Origin of the sequence: Dietzia alimentaria 72, from assembly GCF_000226215.1 — a bacterium.
Classification (GTDB): domain Bacteria; phylum Actinomycetota; class Actinomycetes; order Mycobacteriales; family Mycobacteriaceae; genus Dietzia; species Dietzia alimentaria.
The window spans coordinates 24,665-43,730 of record NZ_AGFF01000014.1 but is presented as its reverse complement, the minus strand read 5'-3'; the positions used below and the strand labels follow the sequence as shown (position 1 = coordinate 43,730).

Genomic DNA, 19,066 nt, shown 5'->3' with positions numbered 1-19,066 from the left:
AATTCGAACGCTAGAGGCACATGGGACCACCAGACCCGCACGCCTTCCGCCCGGGCCCTGCTTTACTTCACCTTTTGTTCATGGACTGGTTCGGGCGAGCCCTCTCGAGAAAAAGGACGTCCAATGTTGTTGAAACGCGCTGCGGCGATCGTGGCAAGTGCGGCTATGCCACTGGCCGCCACTGTTGCTCTCTCCCCCACGGCGACCGCGCAGGAAACTCCGGCCGACCCGTCGCCGGTGGCCGTCTCCTACACCTGCACCCCCGATGCCACGCAGAATGTCGGCGGGCAGGGCGCCTGGGTCAACGAGGTCGAGGTCGTCTACCCCGAGACCGTCGCGCCCGGTGAGTTCTTTTCCGTGTCGATCCACCCAGGGTCCATGCAGCCGAATCAAACAAGGACTGGCCGGGTCACCTACGACATCCGTGTGCCAAACAATGTGGATTATCTGTCATACGGGATAACGGGCAGCGCGACCGGTTTCAATAACGGTACGGCGCAACTGACCGCCCCAGATGCCACCACGGTCCGGATATGGGGCGGCACTTCGCCCCAGAATGGCACCTCGACGAACTCGGGGTTGGCGAAGACGTCCAGCTCCACCCCGTTCCAGCTGCCGGAGGTCTCCTTCAGTATGCGCGCCCCGAGTACGTCAGGCACGGAGATCAACTTCGACCTCGGCCAGTTCCTTTACACCCGCGGGACGAGCAACTCGGGCACCGCCGTCACGTGTACGCCAACCAACCCGGACGGAATGGACGCACTCACCTCCACCACCGTCAGTGACGCCCCCTGGGTCCCGTTCGAGTGGGAAACCGATCTGACCGTCCGAGCCAAGGTCGGAACGCTCGGGGAGACGACCCTTCCGGTGGACGTGGTCACCACGTTCGCTCGGCCTGCGAAAGACCTCCCCGAAGGAACGATGATCCGGGTCTTCCGCGACGGGGAAGCGATTGGTGACGTCGCTATCCCGGAAACCGGCACCTCCGTGACTCTTGCGGATGAGTTGACGCGCGCACCAAAAAATAAGGTGCACCGCTACACCGCTGAGATCGTCGAGACCACGGACGAGTCCGGAGACAGTTGGTCCGGCGCGAGTACAGCCGAAGCCCCCGTCATCGTGACCGGCACCGGCGAGGCACCCGAAGGAAGTGGGTCGCTGGACTTCGGCTCCATCGGGATCGGCTCTCTGGTTGATCCGATCGATTCCGCGATCGCCGGATCACTCACCTCCAGCTTGTCCGGTTCCGCCGGTTACGACCTCGCGCCCCTCTCGAGCCCAACGGTCACCGGCATGCTGAGTTCGGCCAGCTGAGTTAGCTCGCGAACCGCAGAAGAGCCCGCCCGCGCTGAGTGCGTGGGCGGGCTCTTCCGGCGTGAAAGGTCAGTCCCGGATGTCGGGCGGGAGGCGCAGGGTGGCGGTCTGCTCAACGTCCGGCTCTATGCCCGGACGCTCGCGGCCGGCGGGCGGCGCATCGTCGTCCTCCGGCTCCGCACGCCGCCGGCGCCCACCGCTGGACGGGGTCACGCCGGCCCGGGCAGCGAGATCGGCGACCGTCAGGCGACCTGCCTGTCCGCCCGGGTTGCTCTCGTCGTCCACCGCCCCGTGGCGGCCGGTGGTTGCGGCGTCGAGGTCCGACCCGCCGTCAATGCGCGCGGCGTCGAACCGCTCGACCTCGCCGCGGATCTCGTCCTCGTCCTCGGGATCGTCAGAACCAAGCGGCTTGATACCAGCACTGCCGGTGGCCGCGCCGGCCGCGAGCGGAGGCACTGAGGCGTCCTCTGGGTAGGCCTGGCCGGTCCCCCTGGTCGGGCGCGACAGCGGCGGACGCGGGGCGAGATGATCCGATGCCACGTCTCCACGCGCGGGAACAGGGGACGACGGCTCCATGATCTCGGCAAACGGGTCGGGTTCGATCGGCGTCGGCTCTGCCGAGTCACCATGCTCCGCGTGATCGTCCCGCTCCGCCTGGTCCTCGGTCTCGGCCTGGATATCGGTGTCACCGCGGTCCGCAACCACCGGCTGCCCGGTGAGGTCCCGGGCGCCCGAGCGGTCAGGCACCAATCGGAGGTGCCCGGTCCGTCTCGGCTCCGGCTGCGGCGCCAGGGACGAGTCGTGGCTCTCATCCGGGCTGTCATCCGGGCCGTCGTTTGGAGTGTCGGCCGGGCCGTCAGTAGTTTCGGTGCCGGTCGGCGCGTCGGGCTTCGGTGCGGAGTCGATCGGGTCCGCGTCGTGCTCGCCCGCGGCCTGCTCAGCGGGCGCCTGGGCCGACTGCGTTCCTGTACCGACCTCGCCATCCATGCCCACTGTGGGATCAGCGTCCGGACCGGATGCGGCACCGGGAGCGCCGGGGTCGATCTCCGCGGGAAGCGCCCGAGCACGCCCGCCGATCGGAGGGAACGGAGCCAGCACGTCGGCAACCGAGTGCAACGCCGCGACCACGTCGTCCCACGTGGAGGGGTCCTCGTCGCTGTCGATCGTCGCCGCCACCCACTCGGCCTCCGCCCAGATCCGGCGCACGTCGGCGGGGACCTCACTGAGTGCGTCGACGAGGCGATCCCAGTCGACCAGATCGAGGCGGCCGTAGTCCGAGGTCCGGGCCTCGAGTACACCGACCTCGCCCGCGTCGTGGAACCCGGGCTCGACGTCCACATCCGGGCGACTCAGATCCAGAACGACATCAGAGGCCGTGTCGCGTCGCATCGCCAGGACCGTGCGGCCACCGGTCACGCCCATGATCGCGCGGCGACCACGGAACATCCCGTGCGACACCGTGCCCAGTGCGCTCAAGCCGAGAGCAAAGTCGCCGTGCCGGAACTCGGGTGCCGGCGTCGGAGTGGGCTCGAAGGCCCGCTCCTCCAGCCAACGTACGACCGGAGAGTCCGCCAGCGGATTGTCCGGCGCCTGCTCGGGAGGTTCCACAGTGCGGCCGTTCTGGCGTCGCGCGGGCAGGAGGGCCCGGACTTTATCCAGTAGTCGCGGCGACGACTCCACCGTCGGCTCGGCCGGCTCCAGCGGCGTCGGCTCGGCCGGCTCCAGCGGGGCCGGCACGGTCGGTGGTTCGTCGGACTCGACGTTCTCCTCCGCGACTCCGGGTTCTTCGGCGACTCCGGACTCGTCGGCGTTCTCCGACGTCTGATCGACGTCGTCCGCCGGCGCGGCGACGGGCCGGGCCTCGTCGTCGTCGTCGGGTTGTTCTTCCGCCCGATCGGCTTCGGGCACCGCCTGGCGTGAGCGGCCTGCGCCCCCGCCGCGTTGCTTCGCGTCCAGTCGCAACAGGACGATCGCCAGCACGAGGAGCACCAGCGCGAGGAGGAACCAGAACACAACCATGACCCAGAGGGTAGTCAGCCTCTACGCCGTCGCCGGTGAGGCGGGCGCGGGAAGCCCCAACCCCGTGCGCCACCTGACGTGGGGCGCCAGGTCAGCCGGGGTTGTCGCCCACCGCGATCGGCCGCTGCCGATTGGCCGACCACTGCGACCACGATCCCGGGTACAACCGGCCCGGCTCCAGGCCCGCGACCTCCATCGCCGCCAGCGCGTGAGTGGCGTGGATACCGGAGCCGCAGTAGACCACCGCCTCGTTTCCACTGGTCACACCGATATCAGCGAACATTTCGCGGATCCGTTCCGCCGGAAGGAAGTGACCCTTGGCATCCAGGAACGACGTCGTGGGGAGGTTCACCGCGCCCGGGATGTGTCCGGCGCGGGAATCCATGGGTTCCGTGCGACCGGCGTAACGCTCGTGGGCGCGGACGTCGATGAGCACTCCCCGGTCGGGCCACTCGGCGGTCTCGTCGGCGTTGACCGTGCGCATATCCTGTTGACCGAGAGTGAAGTCGCCGCGCTCGACCGGGTTGCCGGGCCCCACGGCCAGGTCCTCGCCCTCCGCCATCCAGGCCTTGAGCCCACCGTCGAGGAGGTACACATCTTTCTTGCCGGCCCAGCGCAGGAGCCACCAGGCGCGCGCCGCTGAGGTGTTGCCGAAGTCGTCGTAGACCACCACGCGGCTGTCGTCGTTGATACCAATGCGGCGCATCGCTTCCTCGAACTCGCCACGCTTCGGCAACGGGTGTCGGCCTTCGCGAGCACTGCGCTGACCCGCCAGGTCCGCCTGGAGGTTCATGTACTGGGCGCCCGGGATGTGGCCGGAGTAGTAGTGCGTTCGGCCGTGCGGATCGCCGAGCTGCCAGCGCACGTCGAGGATCACCGGAGTCGGCAAGCTGGCGACGTCGCTTATCAGCTCACGCGCCGAGACGAGAAGGGGGCTGTCCTGGAGGTCGGGGGCAAGGTCAGTGGTCACGTGTCAAGGATAGGCCCTCCGACGAGACGGGCCCGACCACCATCCCTTGCGTGGTCGGGCCCGTCTCGCCGAGTGCGTCAATTGTGGATCAGTTGAGGTTGAGAGACTCCCCGTCCTCAGCCAGCGAGACCCTCACGGTGTCGCCGTCGCGGATCTCGCCCCCGAGCAGTGCACGGGCGAGCTTGTCGCCGATCGACTGCTGGACCAGCCTGCGCAGCGGACGGGCGCCGTAGGCGGGATCGTAACCCCTCCGTGCGAGCCAGCCCTTGGAAGCGTCATCGACCTGCAGGACCAGGCGCCGGCTCTTGAGTCGCTGCGCGAGCTCGTCGATCTGAATGTCGACAATATGCTCGAGCTGCTCCTCGCTGAGCGCGTCGAAGATCACCACGTCGTCGAGCCGGTTGATGAACTCCGGCTTGAACGCCCGCTTGACCGCGTCCAACATCTGCTCCCGCGACCCGCCTGCCCCCAGGTTCGAGGTGAGCACGAGGATCGTGTTGCGGAAGTCGACCGTGCGGCCCTGCCCGTCGGTGAGTCGACCGTCATCGAGAACCTGCAGCAGGATGTCGAAGACGTCCGGGTGCGCCTTCTCCACCTCATCGAGCAGAACGATCGTGTACGGCCTGCGCCGAACCGCTTCAGTGAGCTGCCCACCGGCTTCATAGCCGACGTAGCCCGGAGGTGCACCGACCAGACGCGAGACGGAGTGCTTCTCGGAGTACTCGCTCATGTCGATCCGGACCATCGCCCGATCGTCGTCGAACAGGAACTGCGCGAGGGTCTTGGCCAGCTCGGTCTTACCCACGCCGGTCGGCCCGAGGAAGAGGAACGACCCCGTCGGCCGGTTGGGATCGGCCACGCCAGCGCGGGCACGACGGACGGCGTCGGAGACCGCTTGCACGGCCTCGCTCTGGCCTACGACCCGCTTGCCGAGCTCGTCCTCCATACGGAGCAATTTCTCGGTCTCGCCCTCGAGCATCTTGCCCACGGGGATGCCGGTCCAGGTGGAGACGACCTCCGCCACGTCCTCCGGACCGACCTCCTCCTTGAGCATGGCGCCCGAAGCCGCCTCGGACTCCTCGGCGTCCGCGAGCTGCTTCTCCAGCTCGGGCAGCCGGCCATAGCGGATCTCGGCCACCCGGGCGTAGTCGCCGTCGCGCTCGGCCTTCTCGGACTCGGTGCGCAGCGCGTCGAGCTCTTCCTTGACCTTCTGCACACCCTCGATGGCGTGCTTCTCGTTCTGCCAACGCGCGGTGAGCTCGGCGAGCTTCTCCTTGGAATCGGCGAGCTCGCCCTGCAGCGCGATCAACCGGTCCTTGGAGGCGGCGTCCGTTTCCTTCTGAAGCGCCATCTCCTCGATCTCGAGGCGCCGAACGATGCGTTCGACGGCGTCGATCTCCTCCGGTCGGGAGTCGATCTCCATCTTCAGGCGGCTGGCCGCCTCGTCGACGAGGTCAATCGCCTTGTCCGGCAGGAACCGCTGGGTGATGTAGCGATCAGAGAGCGTGGCAGCCGAGACGAGTGCCGAGTCGGTGATGCGCACGCCGTGGTGCACCTCGTACCGTTCCTTGAGCCCGCGCAGGATGCCGACGGTGTCCTCCACGCTCGGTTCACCCACGTACACCTGCTGGAATCGGCGCTCCAGCGCCGCGTCCTTCTCGATGTACTTGCGGTATTCGTCAAGCGTGGTGGCACCGACCAGCCGCAGCTCACCTCGGGCGAGCATCGGCTTGATCATGTTGCCGGCGTCCATCGAGCCCTCACCCGTGGCGCCCGCGCCGACAATCGTGTGGATCTCGTCGATGAACGTGATGACCTGGCCCTCGGCTGCGGTGATCTCGTCGAGCACGGCCTTGAGCCGCTCCTCGAACTCACCGCGGTACTTTGCGCCGGCGACCATCGAGCCCAGGTCCAGCGAGAGTAGAGATTTACCCTTGAGGGACTCCGGGACGTCACCGGCCACGATGCGTCGGGCCAAGCCCTCGACGATGGCGGTCTTGCCGACACCGGGCTCGCCGATGAGCACCGGGTTGTTCTTGGTACGACGCGAGAGAACCTGGACCACACGCCGAATCTCGGAGTCACGTCCGATGACGGGGTCGATCTTCCCCTCGCGAGCGCGAGCCGTGAGGTCCGTGGCGTACTTCTCGAGTGCCTGGTACTGGTCTTCGGGGTTCTCGGTGGTCACCCGCGTGTTCCCGCGGACGGCAGCAAAAGCCTGCTTGAGGGCGGCCTCGGTGGCGCCCAACTCACTGAGAAGCTTGGCGGCGTCGCCACCGGTGTGCCCGGCAGCGATGCCCACGAGGACGTGCTCCGTGGAGACGTAATCGTCACCCATCTCAGCAGCGAGGGTCTGGGAATGGTTGATCACGGCGATAGCGTCGCGATTGAAGTTGGGGGCGGCGAGTCCCGAACCTGATGCCTTCGGGTAGCTGCCGACGAGGTCCTTCGCCTGGGTGAGGGCGAGCTGCGGATCGATCCCGCAGGCCTGGAGCAGTGGTTTGGCGATCCCGTCCTGTTGCTCGAGCAGTGCCACGAGCAGGTGGCCGGGCCGGACGTCCGGGTTACCCGCCGCGGAAGCGGCTTGGACGGCGGCCGACAGAGCCGCCTGGGTCTTGGTCGTGGGGTTGAACTGGCTCATCGACCGGTCCTTTCTTCGACGTATTGTGGAGCGTACCTGGGTCAATACCGGCACCTCTTCGGGCCGGACAGTACGTGTAACGCCACCCGACTTGAGTCTATTCCGCTCAATGTAATTCCGCGGCCTATGGACTATGCTCGCGGACCACAGAACGCTGGCTGCACTACACCGACAGATGCTGAAGAATAGGGCCTGAGATCAGGAGGTCGGTGATGAGAAACGGCGTCGTCGTGGACATGGGCGGCAGTGGCACGCGGATCGGCGCGGTGGTGAACGGCAATGTCGTGGGCGTTCACAGCGCCCAGGTGTCCACCGCCGAGGATCTGGCCGCCGCGATCCTGGCGGTCGACAGTTCCCCCGCCGGTGTCGGCGTATCCATCAACGGTCGTGTCGATGCCGACAAGGGACAGGTTCTCGCTTCACGGGCAGCCGCGTGGGCCGAGGGCGGGTTGCGCTCCGAACTCGTATCTCTGATCGACGCTCCCGTCTCCGTGATCGGTGACGGTGATGCTCACGCGCTGGCGCTCACCCGGCTACCCGATGTCACGCACGGCGGCATCGCGATCTCCCTCGGCGCCTCCTTGTCCTTCGGTGCGCTCAACCACCACGGGGCACTCATCCATCCCTGCGGTCACACCGGATGGGATCTGGGGCACTGGCGACTGACGGGCGACGGAACCAACACCGAGGTGTGGTGGGCGCTCGGTGGGCACGGCCTGTACGACCTCGAGCGCGAGCACGGCGACGGCGCCCCCGAGATCTACGCCTACCGACTCGGCTCGTTCCTCGTGGACGCCGTACAACTGTTCCGCCCGCGGACCGTGTTGCTCACCGGAGGGATCGTGGTGGGTCTGGGTGAGGCACTGCACGGCCCCGTCGCGGAACAGCTCGGGGGCCTGCCACTGTCCGTGACCACTCCGCGGGTCGTCTACTCCCCCTCACGCGACACCGCACTATTCGGCGCCGCCGTGGCCGCCGGACTCGCACTGCCCGAGACGCGGTGACCGAGGGCCTCTACTCCAACAGCCCCCGTAGATCGTCGGCGGTGAGAGCCGCGGAGAAGTGCTCTCCGCTGTCGAGCACGGACGCGAACAGTTCGGCCTTGCGTTTCTGCAGCTCGACCACGCGCTCCTCGATGGTGTCCCGCGCGACCATCCGGTACACGAGCACCGGCCGGGTCTGCCCGATGCGATGGGCCCGGTCCACGGCCTGGGCTTCGGTCGCCGGGTTCCACCACGGGTCCAGCAGGAACACGTAGTCGGCCCCCACCAGGTTCAGGCCCACGCCCCCCGCCTTGAGGCTGAGACAGAACACCTGCGCCCCACCACGGGTGAACTCGTCCACGGCTCCGGCGCGGTCGGTGGTCTTGCCGTCGAGGTGCGCCACCGAGATGCCCTCGCTCCGCAGCCTCTCGACCACCGTGTCGAGGTAGGTGGTGAACTGGCTGAACACCAACGCACGATGGCCCTCCGCCACCACCTCGCCCAGTGCGGTGATGAGCTCCTCGGTCTTGGCGGAAGCGATGTGAGCGTGGTCGGGATCGACCAGCGACGCGTCCAGGCACAGCCGCCGCAGAACGGTGAGGCCGGCCAGGATCGAGATGCGGTTCGAATCGAAGTCATCGAGCAACGCCAGCAGCGATGCCCGCTGACGCGTGAGTTCGCGCTCGTAGATCCGGCGGTGCGCGGCCGACAGTTCCACCTCCATCACCGCGTCGGATCGCGGCGGCAGGTCGGCGGCCACGAGTTCCTTGCGGCGGCGCAGCAGGAACGGGCGCAGTCTGCGGCGCAGGCGCTGCAACGCCTCGGCGTCACCGTTCTTCTCAATGGGTGTCCGGTAGAGCGCCCGGAACTCCTTGGCGTCGGGCAACACGCCCCGGCAGGACAGCGCCGCCACCGCCCAGAGTTCGGTGAGGTTGTTCTCCATCGGGGTGCCGGTGACGGCCAACAGGAAGTCCGCCCGCAACCCCGCCAGGGCAGCGAAAAGCTTGGACGAGGGGTTCTTGGCCTGCTGTGCCTCGTCGAGAATCACGCCCGCCCACCCGACGCCCGCGTAGGCCGCCGCGTCGAGGCGTAGGACGGTCGCGGTGGTCACCACGATGTCGTGCGCCGCCGCATCGTCCGCGACGGTGGTGGGGGATTTGGCCTCCGTCGACGACCGCCGGGTCACGCGGAGCGAGGGCACGAACCTGCGCGATTCAGCCTCCCAGTTCGGCACGACCGACGAGGGCGCCACCACCAGGAACGGCCCCGGCACGGGCTCACCGGATGCCTCCGCACTCTCGTGCGCGTGGGCGATGAGCGCCAGCGACTGGATGGTCTTGCCCAGCCCCATGTCGTCGGCCAGGATCCCGCCGATCCGGTGCCGCCACAGCATGGCCAACCAGTCGAGACCCTGCTGCTGGTACGGCCGGAGTTCGGCCTTCAGTGCGACGGGGACGGGAACCGGGTCTGGAGTGTCCGAGGCCAGGTCCAGCAGAGTCTTGGCGCGACCGGTGGGCGGCGCCAGGTCGTCAGCCAGGTCTGCCAGATCCGCCAACAGTCCGGCCTGCCCCAGTCCCAAACGCATCCCGGTGCCGTCCGGTTGACGACCAGCCCGATCGGCCGACGCTGCCATCGCCTCTTCGAGCAGCACCCGCAACTCCCCGAACCGCTCGAGATCCACCGGCACCAGGACCCCGTCGGCGGTGACGAACTCGTCCTGCCCCCGGACGACCGCCTGGAAAACAGCGGCAAACGGTACCGGGCGTCCCTCGACGCTCACCGAGACCGACAGTCCCAACCAGTCGATCCCCGAGCCGTCATCCTCGGTGGCCACGGAGACCCGAAGCCCCTCGGTGGCCCGCCGGATCTCGGGCACCTCCTCGGCCACGGACACGCTGACGCCGTCCAGCGCGTTCAGTGCGTCCACACCCTCGGCCAGGAGCGACCCTGCGTCCTGCCCGAAGACGCGGAACGATCCCGCCGAGACCAGCCAGCCCCATCCGGCGTCCGCGATCGAATGCGTGAGCGCGAGCGTCTCCGGATCGCCGTCCAGGGGCCCACCCTCGCCCAGGTCATCGTCGGTCAGCGGATGCCGCCGTCCGGCTTCGGTCCCGTCGGCCATCCGCAGTACCTCCACGCGCTGCCACATCAGGACCAGGTCCAACCCCTGACCGGGCCTCGCGTCGCCTCCTACCGAGGGGCGGATCGTCAGCTCCAGCTCCACCCGGTCGAATTCGGGCAGTTCGAGGCGGCCCACGCGATCGATCACCGGGAATCGTTCGACCAGGTCGGGGAGGAACTCCGCACAGAACTCCGCCACCGCCTCGTCGGGGATGCTCAGTGCGTTCCATCTGCGCAGTCGCCCGGCCACTCCGGGGTCCAGCCGCCCTACCGGGCAGAGCTCAAGCACACGGCCGTTGATCACCGCGACCATGTCTCCGCGATCACCCACGAGTGCGCCGGGCAGGGGCAGGCTGAGCTCGTCGTCGTCGTCAAAGAACTGGCGGCCACCGTCGGCATCCGGCGCCACCTCGGCCGCAGCGGTCACCACCAGGGTCGATCCGTCGGGGCTCCAGGTGGTCAGGCCCACTCGTCGCGGCGGCCCGGGTTGGACGTCGAGCAACCCGTCGCCGGGGATGATCTCGACCTCCGCCTCCGCCGCCGTGGCGAACAGGGGCCACAGGGCGGGGACCTCGGCGTCGCACAGATCCAGCCACACCCGCGCCTGACGGTGACTGCGCGCGAGGGCGTCGACGGCCCGGAACCACCCGGATTGCGCGTGGGACATCCCGCCGTCCCAGCCGTAACGCAACCGGTCCCACTCCACGCCCGCGGATTTCCAGCGCCCACCCTTACCCGGCACCACGATCCGCGCCTTGAGGCGGTTGCCCAGGCCCGGCTGGATGGCGCTCGGGGCGCCGTCACCGTCGGCGTCGTCGGCCACCAACGACAACTGCAACCCGATCGCGGGAGCCTCCTCAAACCGCGGGCGGTGCGCGTCGAGGGAGCGCAGAGACTCCTCTGCCTTCCTCCGCCACTCCGGGAGCGCCTCGTCCGGGTTCGCCCGGGCGCTCACGAACAGCAGGAGCGCCGCCGCGTGCTTACAGTTCAGCGCGACCGGACACGAGCAGAGGGCCCGTGTCGGTCGCACCGAACCGTCCGCCTGCGGAGGGGTGAGGGTGACGGCCGTGGAGTACCACCGGACGCCGCTGCCCTTGACCTCGGCGTGGAGGCGATGGTCGCTCGCGCGGTAGGTGACGCGCCGGATCTTCTCCGCGTTCGCGTAACCGCGGGCTCGTCCCAGAGCCGCCGAGCCCACAGAGGACTCGATCTCGGATTCGGGGACCCACACGTCTGACTGGAGCACGGCGCCAGGTTAGATGACGACGACGACAACGAGTCTCCACGCACGTTGCCCGCCCGTCTCCGAGGAGTCGAGAAGGCCTACGACCGCGCAGCCGTTCGCCGAGACAGCGTCCGCTCCGCGATCACCACAATGCCGACGACGAGCGCACCGCCCACCACAGCCGCCACGACGACCGGCCAGTCCGAACCGGGAGCAAGGACGTCGGCCTCGTCGGTCTGCCACGGCCACAGCGCGCGCAGCGACCCCAACATGAGCCCGGCCATCGCGATCAGAGTCGGCTTGCGAAAGCTCTCGAGCAGTCTGTCGAGCACCTTGACGAACAGCGAGATCCCCACCAGCGCACCGAGCGCGAACACTCCGAGGTAGGCGAGGTTCCGGTCGTCCACCGCACCGAGGGTTGGCGCGTAGAGCCCCATCGCCAACAGCAGGTATGAACCGGAGACGCCGGGCAGCACGAGGGCGCAGATCGCCACCGCGGCCGCGACGAACACCAGCAGGTAGGAGGGTTCGTCGATCGATCCACTCGGCAGGCCGGAGAGCACGAAGGCCAACACGGCCGCGAGGACAAAAACCAATCCTGACACCCAGCCGCGCCCACCCGGCGTGGCCCGCGCCATCCCCAGCGGAACGGCGATGCTGGCCGCGACCATGCCCAGGAACAGCCCGCGCGCGATCTCGGGACTACCTTCGACGAAGCCCTTGAGCACCCCGGCCAACGTGAAGACCATCACAAGCATGCCCAGCGCGATCGGCAGCAGCAGCCACCAGTCGACGTGACGGAACGCCGCACGGGTCCGGGCCCGCCGCTGGGGGCCGAGGGCGGCCGAGCGGAGGCCATCGACGACGTGCGCCCCCGAGTCCAGCAACCTGGGGTAGACGCCGGTTACCAACGCGACGGTGCCTCCCGAGACCCCCGGCACGAGTTCTGCCATGCCGATGAGGGCTCCTCGCACCACGTTGGCAACAGCCCCGACCGGTCCCGGTCGCTGCGGAACGGGCGAGCGGGGATCCAGGTCGGAATCATCGACGGGATCGTGATACGCCCGCTCGTGAGAGGTGGAGTCGGGGCGGGAGGGCTCGGCAGACATGACTCCACCTTCCCCGACGAACCACCCAACCGGCCATTCGTGGACCGCACCCGCGCCAGAACGACGCCCGACCCGGCGCCCGTCCGGTGACTAGAATCAACCAGCAGCGTCACGCGAGGCGACCCGCCTCACGTCGCGGCCGGCAGGAAAGGAGAGAGCGACATGCCCATGCACTATCCACCGCTCTCCGACGGCACCTACCGCTACGGCGACCCCCCTCGTCCCCTGCCCTCCCCTGTCCCAGGTCCAGACACGACGCCCGGTCCCCACCCTGCGCCGGGTCCGGATGGCGCTCCCGTTCCCGCTCTCGCCCCCGGCCAGTCCTCCGGCCCACCGCCTGAGCCGCCGCGCGAACAACCCCGCTCGCGCGGCACAATCGTGGCGGCGGCGATCGTGGCGGGGCTGGCAATCCCCGGTGTCGCTGTCCTCGGATTGGCCTTTTTAAGTCAATCCGGGCCCGACAGGGACTCGTCCGACCTGCTCGGGCCGTACCCGCAGGCCGGCCCGGCCCCCGGGCGTGAGTCTGGTCCCCTCGATGTACAGGGGACCTTCACCGTGGTCTCGTCCCCCGGGGAACCGGTCTCGGGCGATCTCACCGGCTGCGACATGCCGGGCTCCCTCGCCGACATCAGCGAGGGCACCGTCATCTCGCTCTACGAGGCGGACACCTCCCAGGTCACCAGCGATGAACTCGTCTACGACGGCGGCGACCTCGCCTCCTGCACGTTCACCTTCCGGTTCCCCGACGTCGCCCCCGGCAGCTCGATCTACATGATCGAACTACCCGGCCGCGGCCAACTCGGCTACACCGAGGCTGAACTCCGGGCGGGAGTCGAGATCACGCTCGGCAAGTAGTCTGACGCCGCGGCTAATGTGAGCATCGACTCAAGAAAAACACCGCCAGCACCACGACGAGACGGGAGGTGCACCACGTGGGCAACAGCCCGAAAACTGACCAATCGGACGATGCGTTCCGTGCATCCGACGTCGAACGCCTGGTGTCGGGGATAGACCTGGACCCCTTTCTCGGGCAGCCCGTCGCCCCACTGACCGAACCGCTCGACAGGCCTGTCGAGGTGAACGACCAGTCGCCGCCCCTGCTCACGCTGCGGGATCTGATCGTGGACGAACGATTCCCCGGCCTGTTCGCGCGCGCACTCCGCGCCGCACACCCGGATTTCCGCGAACTGTTCCCCCGCGACGCGACGCCGGTATTGACGAAGTTCGTCCGCGCCATGACGTGGGCGCTGGAGACCGCCGAGGCGTCCCACGGGGACAGGGCTCGAACCGACGAGGTGGTCGAGTTCGCACGGCACCTCGGCGCGGACCACCGCAAGCTCGAGCTGTCGCCCCACCATTACCTGCACTTCGGCGACGCCTTGGCGGACACGTTGCGCCACCTCGGTGGCCGGGGCTGGGACGACACGCTCGCCACCACCCTGACAACCGTGTACCGGGTGCTCTCCACAGCGCTGCAGGAAGGCGCGGACTCCGACGTCGGCCCGTCCCGGGTGGGCGCCACCGTCGTCGATGTCCTGCGGCCCACCCGCGACGTGGTGGTGGTGCGTCTCATCTGCGATTCGACGCTCGACTATCACCCGGGCCAGTACCTCAGCGCGCTGACGCCGTATGCGCCCGGAGTCTGGCGTCGGCTGAGCCCGTCGATGCCGTCGAACCCGGCCGGCCAGATCGAATTCCACGTGCGTGAGGTACCCGGCGGAACGCTGAGCGGCTCACTGGTGCGGGGAGTCGGGGTGGGCGACCGCTGGGTGCTCGCCCGGCCACTCGGTCTGCTCGAAGTCGATCGCTCCGAGCCGTTCCGCGACGTGCTGATGATCGGCGGTGGCACCGGGATCGCTCCGCTGCGCTGCCTGCTTCTGGACATGATGCGCCACGGCGCCAATCCACGCGTCCACCTGTTCTACGGAGCCCGCTACCCCGGCGATCTCTACGACCTGCCGACTCTCGTCGAGCTCGCCTCCACAGCACCCTGGCTGACCATCCAGCCCGTCTCCGAGGAGGACGAGGACCCCTGGTGGGCGGGTGCCCGCCAAGAGCTGCCCCGCACCCTGCACCGCCGACAGACGGGCACGCTCGTCGACGCGGTCACCCGCTGGGGATCGTGGGCCGACCGGCAGGTGCTCGTTGCCGGGTCGCCTGACATGCTGCGGGCCACTGTCCGCGGGATGGTCGCTGCCGGCACCCCGCGCGAGCACATCAGTTTCGATCGCCCCTGACCTCGTCCGAGTCCTCCTCGTCGACCTCGCTTGTCGAGGTGTCGGTCGATGTCGAGGTGGTGGTCCGGTCGGTGGTGGCCGTGTCCCGGGGAGGCGGGGCGGCTTCCGAGCTGGCGGTGCTGCTCCGCGTGGGGCTGGGGATGGGTGCCTCGCAGGGCTGGAACACCCGGCGGAAGCGGTCCGGGACGCCCAGTTCTTCCAGCTGTTCGCGGCACACGTCAGAGCCCGGATCAGCAAGGAACGCCCAGCTGTCGTCGCGCCACGTGTACAGGCCGGTCTCGCCGTCTTTGCCACTGACCAGCAGGAACTCCCTGTCACACTCACGCACGGTGGTGCCCTCGCCCAGTCGGTCGGTCACGAACCCCGGCGTGCATCGCTCGGCCGCACTCGGCGGCCGGGTCGTGGTGGCGGTGGGCGAGGTCGGCCGTGTGGAGCTGGAGGTCCGGGTGACCGTCGAGGGCGCGGTCGAGGTGGACGTAGCGGTCGACTCGGAGTCATCGCCGGTGACGTTGACCAACCAGATCAGCAGCCCCGCGACCAGTGCCACCGCGAGCACGATTGCGGCGATCATCCAGGGCGTCGAGCCCCCGCCGCCGTTGTCGTCCCAGCCGTCGTCGTCCCACCCTCCGCCACCGGGCGGGGGCATATCTCCCGGTGGTGGCACGTCGGGCGGTGGAGGCACGTCACCGGTCGGGATGGGCACGGTGGGGTCATCCGGGTATTCGGACCACGCCGTGCTCGGCGTTCCACCGGGGACGGGCGGGATGTGTGCGGTCGGCGGGGCCTGCTCGGTGGGGGGAAGCTGCTGCGTGGGCGGGTCCGCGTCGGAATCGCCCGGGCCGGTGGGCGGGAACTTCTCCGTGGGCGCGTCGTCGCCAGGGCGCGTACCGTCGGGCCCGGTCATCGACCGACCCCGGCGCCAGAGTTCTCCGTGACCCTTCCGTTGGCCAGCACCGGGATCACCTTACGGATGCTGGCGACCTCGTCGTCGTCGATATCCACCACCAGAAGTTCCGCGCCCGCGCCGGCTTCAGCCCGCACGGTCCCGTCGGGGCCCGCGAGGAGCGAATGGCCCACCCCGGTGGGGGCGCCGGGCTTGACCTCCACCCCCATCACCTCGGGGTCTGCCTGCCCCACGGCGAGCAGGAACGTGGTGGCGTCGAGGGCTCGGGCCCTGGCGAGCAGGCGCCACTGGTCGACTTTGCCCGGCCCCTGCCCCCAGGCCGCGCTGCACAGCGTGATGCGTGCACCGTCGGCGGCGAGCTGCCGGAACTGGCCGGGGAAGCGGATGTCGTAGCAGACGCTCAGCCCGATCCCCACTCCGTCGACGGTCACCACGCGGGTGACGTCTCCGGGCTCGACGTTGTCGGACTCGGCGTACCCGAACGCGTCGAACAGGTGAATCTTGTCGTAACCCAGGTGCAGGTCCTCGCCGGCGCCACCATCGGCGCGGCCTGCCGGCCCCGTGACCAGAAGCGTGTTTCGGACGCGGCCGCCCTCACCGGGCGTGAACATCCCCACCACCACCACGATCCCCTGCTCCCGGGCGATCTCGGCGACGGCGCTCGCCCACGGGCCGTCCAGCGGCTCGGCGATCTCGTCCAGGCGTCCGGCACCGAACGCGCGCATGGTGGCCTCGGGCAGCACCACCATCCGGGCGCCCCGCGCGGCGGCCTCGGTCACCGATTCGCGAACCAAACGCAGGTTGTCCTGCGGGTCGCGTCCGGTAAGGATCTGGGCGGCGGCGATGCGCACGGAGGACCTCCTCGTCGGCGTGCTCGGGCTGCGTTCGACGTTACCCGTCCGTGCGGGAGCCGACAGACGCGCCGACGAGCCGCCGCACCACCCGGGTCCCGCGCTCCCACAGCAGCCACGCAGCCACCCCCACGGCCAGCGAGGCGGCCAGCGAGAGCCACTCGTAGCCTGCATCGCGGATTGGCGGGTAGACCAGGAAATGCGTCAGGTAGATGAACAGGGACGCCGCTGCGAGCGGGGTGACCAGCCGGACCACCGGCCTCGGCAGCCGGACCGCCGGAACCCAGATCAGCGCCACGATGCCCGCCACGATCAGCAGCTCTCGCGACGGGTGCCCAAACATCCCGGGCACGCACGCCAGGGCGACGGCGGTGCAGGCCAGTCGGGGCCACAGGCCGAGACGACGGCTGATGCCCTCCGTACCGGTGCCCGTCTGTTCCGCGCGCGCGATCGCCCAACCCAGGCCGAACAGCCACAACACGGCGGGCGCCGAGTACCAGACCAGCGGCCCGCCGCCGAGGTCGATCACGCCGAACCGCACGACCAGGCCCGCCGCCACCAGTAGGGCGGGCAGGGCGAACGGCCAGCGCCGGTCCAGCCGGGTCACCGCCGGGATCGCCATGAGCGCGGCCACGCCCAGCAAGAGGTAGACCACCGCCTCGATGAACCACATCTGCCACGGGTTCCACCAGCGGTCGTCCGACCACGAGTGCGGGCCGAAAAAGTGTGTGGCCAGCAGCGGCGAGTACCAGTGATATCGGCTGGTCAGCGGTGTAACCAGCAGCAACCACACGATCGCCGGCAGGGCGATCCGGCTCGCGGTGACCAGGACGCCGCGCGCCCGCTCCCGGGTGTAGTGCGAGTGGAGACGGAACCGGGCCAGGGAGTATCCGGTGAGCGCGACCAGCACGTGGGCACCACCGTAGACCGCGAAGGCGCGGGTGTGACCGCCGACGATGGTGAGGATGAACACCGCGCGCAGCACCACCGAGGTGTCGATGCGGGTCCACGCGCGCCACGGCGTCCAGCGCGAGACCGGGGCGGGCGGCGGCCCGGCAGCCAGCGCGTCCAGCTCGCCGATCGGGCGGAGGTGCCAGTCGCGCGGCAGGTCAGGGACGCGTTCCTCGAGGCGGGTGGAGAGCACGACGTAGGTCAGGGAGTCGCCGCCGAGGTCGACGAATGTGGCTTCCGGCGGGCACGAGTCCAAGCCGAGCTCGCGGGCGACGAGCGCGCTGGGGGCGCCGTCCCCTGGTCCGGTTCCGGGGCCGTGGGTGCGGTCGCGATCCGCGACGAGTGTGCGGAGCGCGGCCTGGTCGATCTTGCCGGCGGAGGTGCGTGGGGGTTCGACGACGACGAGGACCTCCACCGCCGACGTCGGCAGTCCCGAGGCAGACGCGGCAGCGGCCACCAACTCCGGCGACTGCGCCCGCGCCACCACCACGAGCCGGGCCGGCTCCCCGACGCACCAGGCGTCGAACCCGCCGTCCGCCAAAACGGATTCCACCCGGCCGAGGTCGATCCGGTGGCCGAAGATCTTGGCCTCGCGACCCATGCGGCCCACGATCTCCACGAGTCCGTCATCGGCGATACGGGCGAGGTCGCCGGTCCGCAGTTCCGCCAGCTCGGAGCCTCGTGCGAGGTCGGCCGAGGTTCGGGCGTACCCCATCATGACGTTGGGGCCGGCGTAGACCAGCTCGCCGGGCTCCCCCGGTGCGGCTCCGGCGGGAGTGTCCACGCGAAACGAGCCGCCGGGGATCGCGATGCCGATCGCCTCGGCACGGCTGCGCGCCAGGTGCGGCGGCAGATAGCCCATGCGGGCCGTGGCCTCGGTCTGGCCGTACATCACCACGAGTTCGGCACCCCGCGATTCCAGGTGATGAGCCACCCGACGGACCGAGTCCGGGGCGAGCCGGCCACCTGCCTGGGTGAGGTACCGCAGGCGGGTGAGCCGGTCGAGCACGTGCAGGCCCGCGCGTTCGATGAGTTCGACGGTGTGCGGGACGGCCGCGAAGGTGGTGACCTCGTGGCGGGCCGCCCGGTCCCAGAATTCCGGCGTGGAGACCGAATCGGTGTTGAGCACGAGGGATGCGCCCCGGAGCAGATGGCTGTGGATCACCGACAGCCCGTAGCAGTAGTGCGGCGGGAGCGTGGTGATGGCGCGGTCCCGGTCGCGGATGCGCAGGTACTCGGCGATCGAGCGGGCGTTGGCCAGCACCGCCTCACGGGACTGTCGGACGAGTTTGGGGGCGCCGGTGGAGCCGGAGGTGCTCAGTAGTAGCGAGAGGTCCCGGTGCAGGTCGTGCCGTGGCGCCGCGTGGTGGGCCGCATCCGGGATCGCGCGACCGTCGCCTGCGATCACATCGGGGGTCCACGCGCTGACCAGCGCATCGGTGGCCGGACTGTCCGGGGGCAGCAGCAGGACGGCGTGGCCGGCCTCGTGGGCGGCCAGGTAGTCCACCAGGAAGTCGATCGTGTTGTGGGCGAGCATGCCGACCATCCGACGTCCGGTGACCGTGCTCGGGTAGTCGCGACTGCGAACGTCGACCATGTCCGCGAGATCGGCGTACGAGTACTCCGCGTCATCCGTCACCACGGCCACCGCGCTGCCGCGATCGGTGAACGCGGAGGCCAGGCCGAGCGACATCGGTGCCCGGGACCCCAGTGCCTGATGCGAATATGTGGCCGTCACACG

Annotated in this window: 12 protein-coding genes; 4 read left to right on the top strand and 8 right to left on the bottom strand. The window is 69.3% G+C overall.

Annotated features, from left to right (window positions below; all coding sequences use genetic code 11):
• Positions 1–123 precede the first annotated feature (123 nt).
• On the top strand, positions 124–1,314 hold the full coding sequence (locus tag ON04_RS06640; RefSeq protein ID WP_010540814.1) for a hypothetical protein: 1,191 nt from the start codon (positions 124–126) through the stop codon (positions 1,312–1,314).
• A 69-nt stretch (positions 1,315–1,383) separates the two neighbouring features.
• Here ON04_RS06640 and ON04_RS06635 read toward each other — a convergent pair whose 3' ends face one another.
• From ON04_RS06635 to clpB, 3 genes are all read right to left on the bottom strand, one after another.
• Positions 1,384–3,333 (bottom strand): hypothetical protein, encoded by a 1,950-nt coding sequence (locus ON04_RS06635; protein ID WP_010540813.1) that lies wholly within the window; start codon positions 3,331–3,333, stop codon positions 1,384–1,386.
• A gap of 91 nt (positions 3,334–3,424) precedes the next feature.
• On the bottom strand, positions 3,425–4,303 hold the full coding sequence (locus ON04_RS06630) for a sulfurtransferase (protein WP_010540812.1): 879 nt from the start codon (positions 4,301–4,303) through the stop codon (positions 3,425–3,427).
• Between the two features lie 88 nt (positions 4,304–4,391).
• On the bottom strand, positions 4,392–6,944 hold the full coding sequence (clpB, locus tag ON04_RS06625; RefSeq protein ID WP_010540811.1) for an ATP-dependent chaperone ClpB: 2,553 nt from the start codon (positions 6,942–6,944) through the stop codon (positions 4,392–4,394).
• 212 nt (positions 6,945–7,156) lie between these two features.
• On the opposite strand from clpB, the gene ON04_RS06620 reads away from it, so the two are divergent.
• Positions 7,157–7,948, top strand: coding sequence for an ROK family protein (locus ON04_RS06620; RefSeq protein ID WP_010540810.1), 792 nt, complete (start codon positions 7,157–7,159; stop codon positions 7,946–7,948).
• A 10-nt stretch (positions 7,949–7,958) separates the two neighbouring features.
• On the opposite strand, the gene ON04_RS06615 is transcribed toward ON04_RS06620, so the two are convergent.
• Positions 7,959–11,294 (bottom strand): DEAD/DEAH box helicase, encoded by a 3,336-nt coding sequence (locus ON04_RS06615; protein WP_010540809.1) that lies wholly within the window; start codon positions 11,292–11,294, stop codon positions 7,959–7,961.
• 77 nt (positions 11,295–11,371) lie between these two features.
• Complete coding sequence (locus tag ON04_RS06610; protein ID WP_010540808.1) at positions 11,372–12,382, bottom strand: DUF368 domain-containing protein; 1,011 nt, start codon at positions 12,380–12,382, stop codon at positions 11,372–11,374.
• A gap of 162 nt (positions 12,383–12,544) precedes the next feature.
• Between ON04_RS06610 and ON04_RS06605 the strand changes: the two genes are divergently transcribed.
• Together ON04_RS06605 and ON04_RS06600 are read left to right on the top strand one after the other, a co-directional pair.
• Positions 12,545–13,237: a hypothetical protein gene (locus ON04_RS06605; RefSeq protein WP_141564663.1), complete on the top strand. Its 693-nt coding sequence runs from the start codon at positions 12,545–12,547 to the stop codon at positions 13,235–13,237.
• Between the two features lie 77 nt (positions 13,238–13,314).
• Positions 13,315–14,619 (top strand): FAD-binding oxidoreductase, encoded by a 1,305-nt coding sequence (locus ON04_RS06600; protein ID WP_010540806.1) that lies wholly within the window; start codon positions 13,315–13,317, stop codon positions 14,617–14,619.
• Here ON04_RS06600 and ON04_RS06595 read toward each other — a convergent pair.
• From ON04_RS06595 to ON04_RS06585, 3 genes are read right to left on the bottom strand one after another with little or no spacing between them, the layout of a single operon-like run.
• The gene (locus ON04_RS06595; protein WP_010540805.1) at positions 14,600–15,523 is read right to left on the bottom strand and encodes a hypothetical protein; all 924 of its coding nucleotides are present in this window, start codon (positions 15,521–15,523) and stop codon (positions 14,600–14,602) included. The two genes, ON04_RS06600 and ON04_RS06595, sit on opposite strands and share 20 nt — an antisense overlap.
• Positions 15,520–16,374, bottom strand: a complete 855-nt coding sequence (locus ON04_RS06590; protein WP_010540804.1) for a carbon-nitrogen hydrolase family protein — start codon at positions 16,372–16,374, stop codon at positions 15,520–15,522. The genes ON04_RS06595 and ON04_RS06590 overlap by 4 nt, the downstream gene beginning before the upstream one ends.
• Before the next feature lie 40 nt (positions 16,375–16,414).
• The gene (locus tag ON04_RS06585; protein ID WP_141564662.1) at positions 16,415–19,063 is read right to left on the bottom strand and encodes an AMP-binding protein; all 2,649 of its coding nucleotides are present in this window, start codon (positions 19,061–19,063) and stop codon (positions 16,415–16,417) included.
• Positions 19,064–19,066 lie beyond the last annotated feature (3 nt).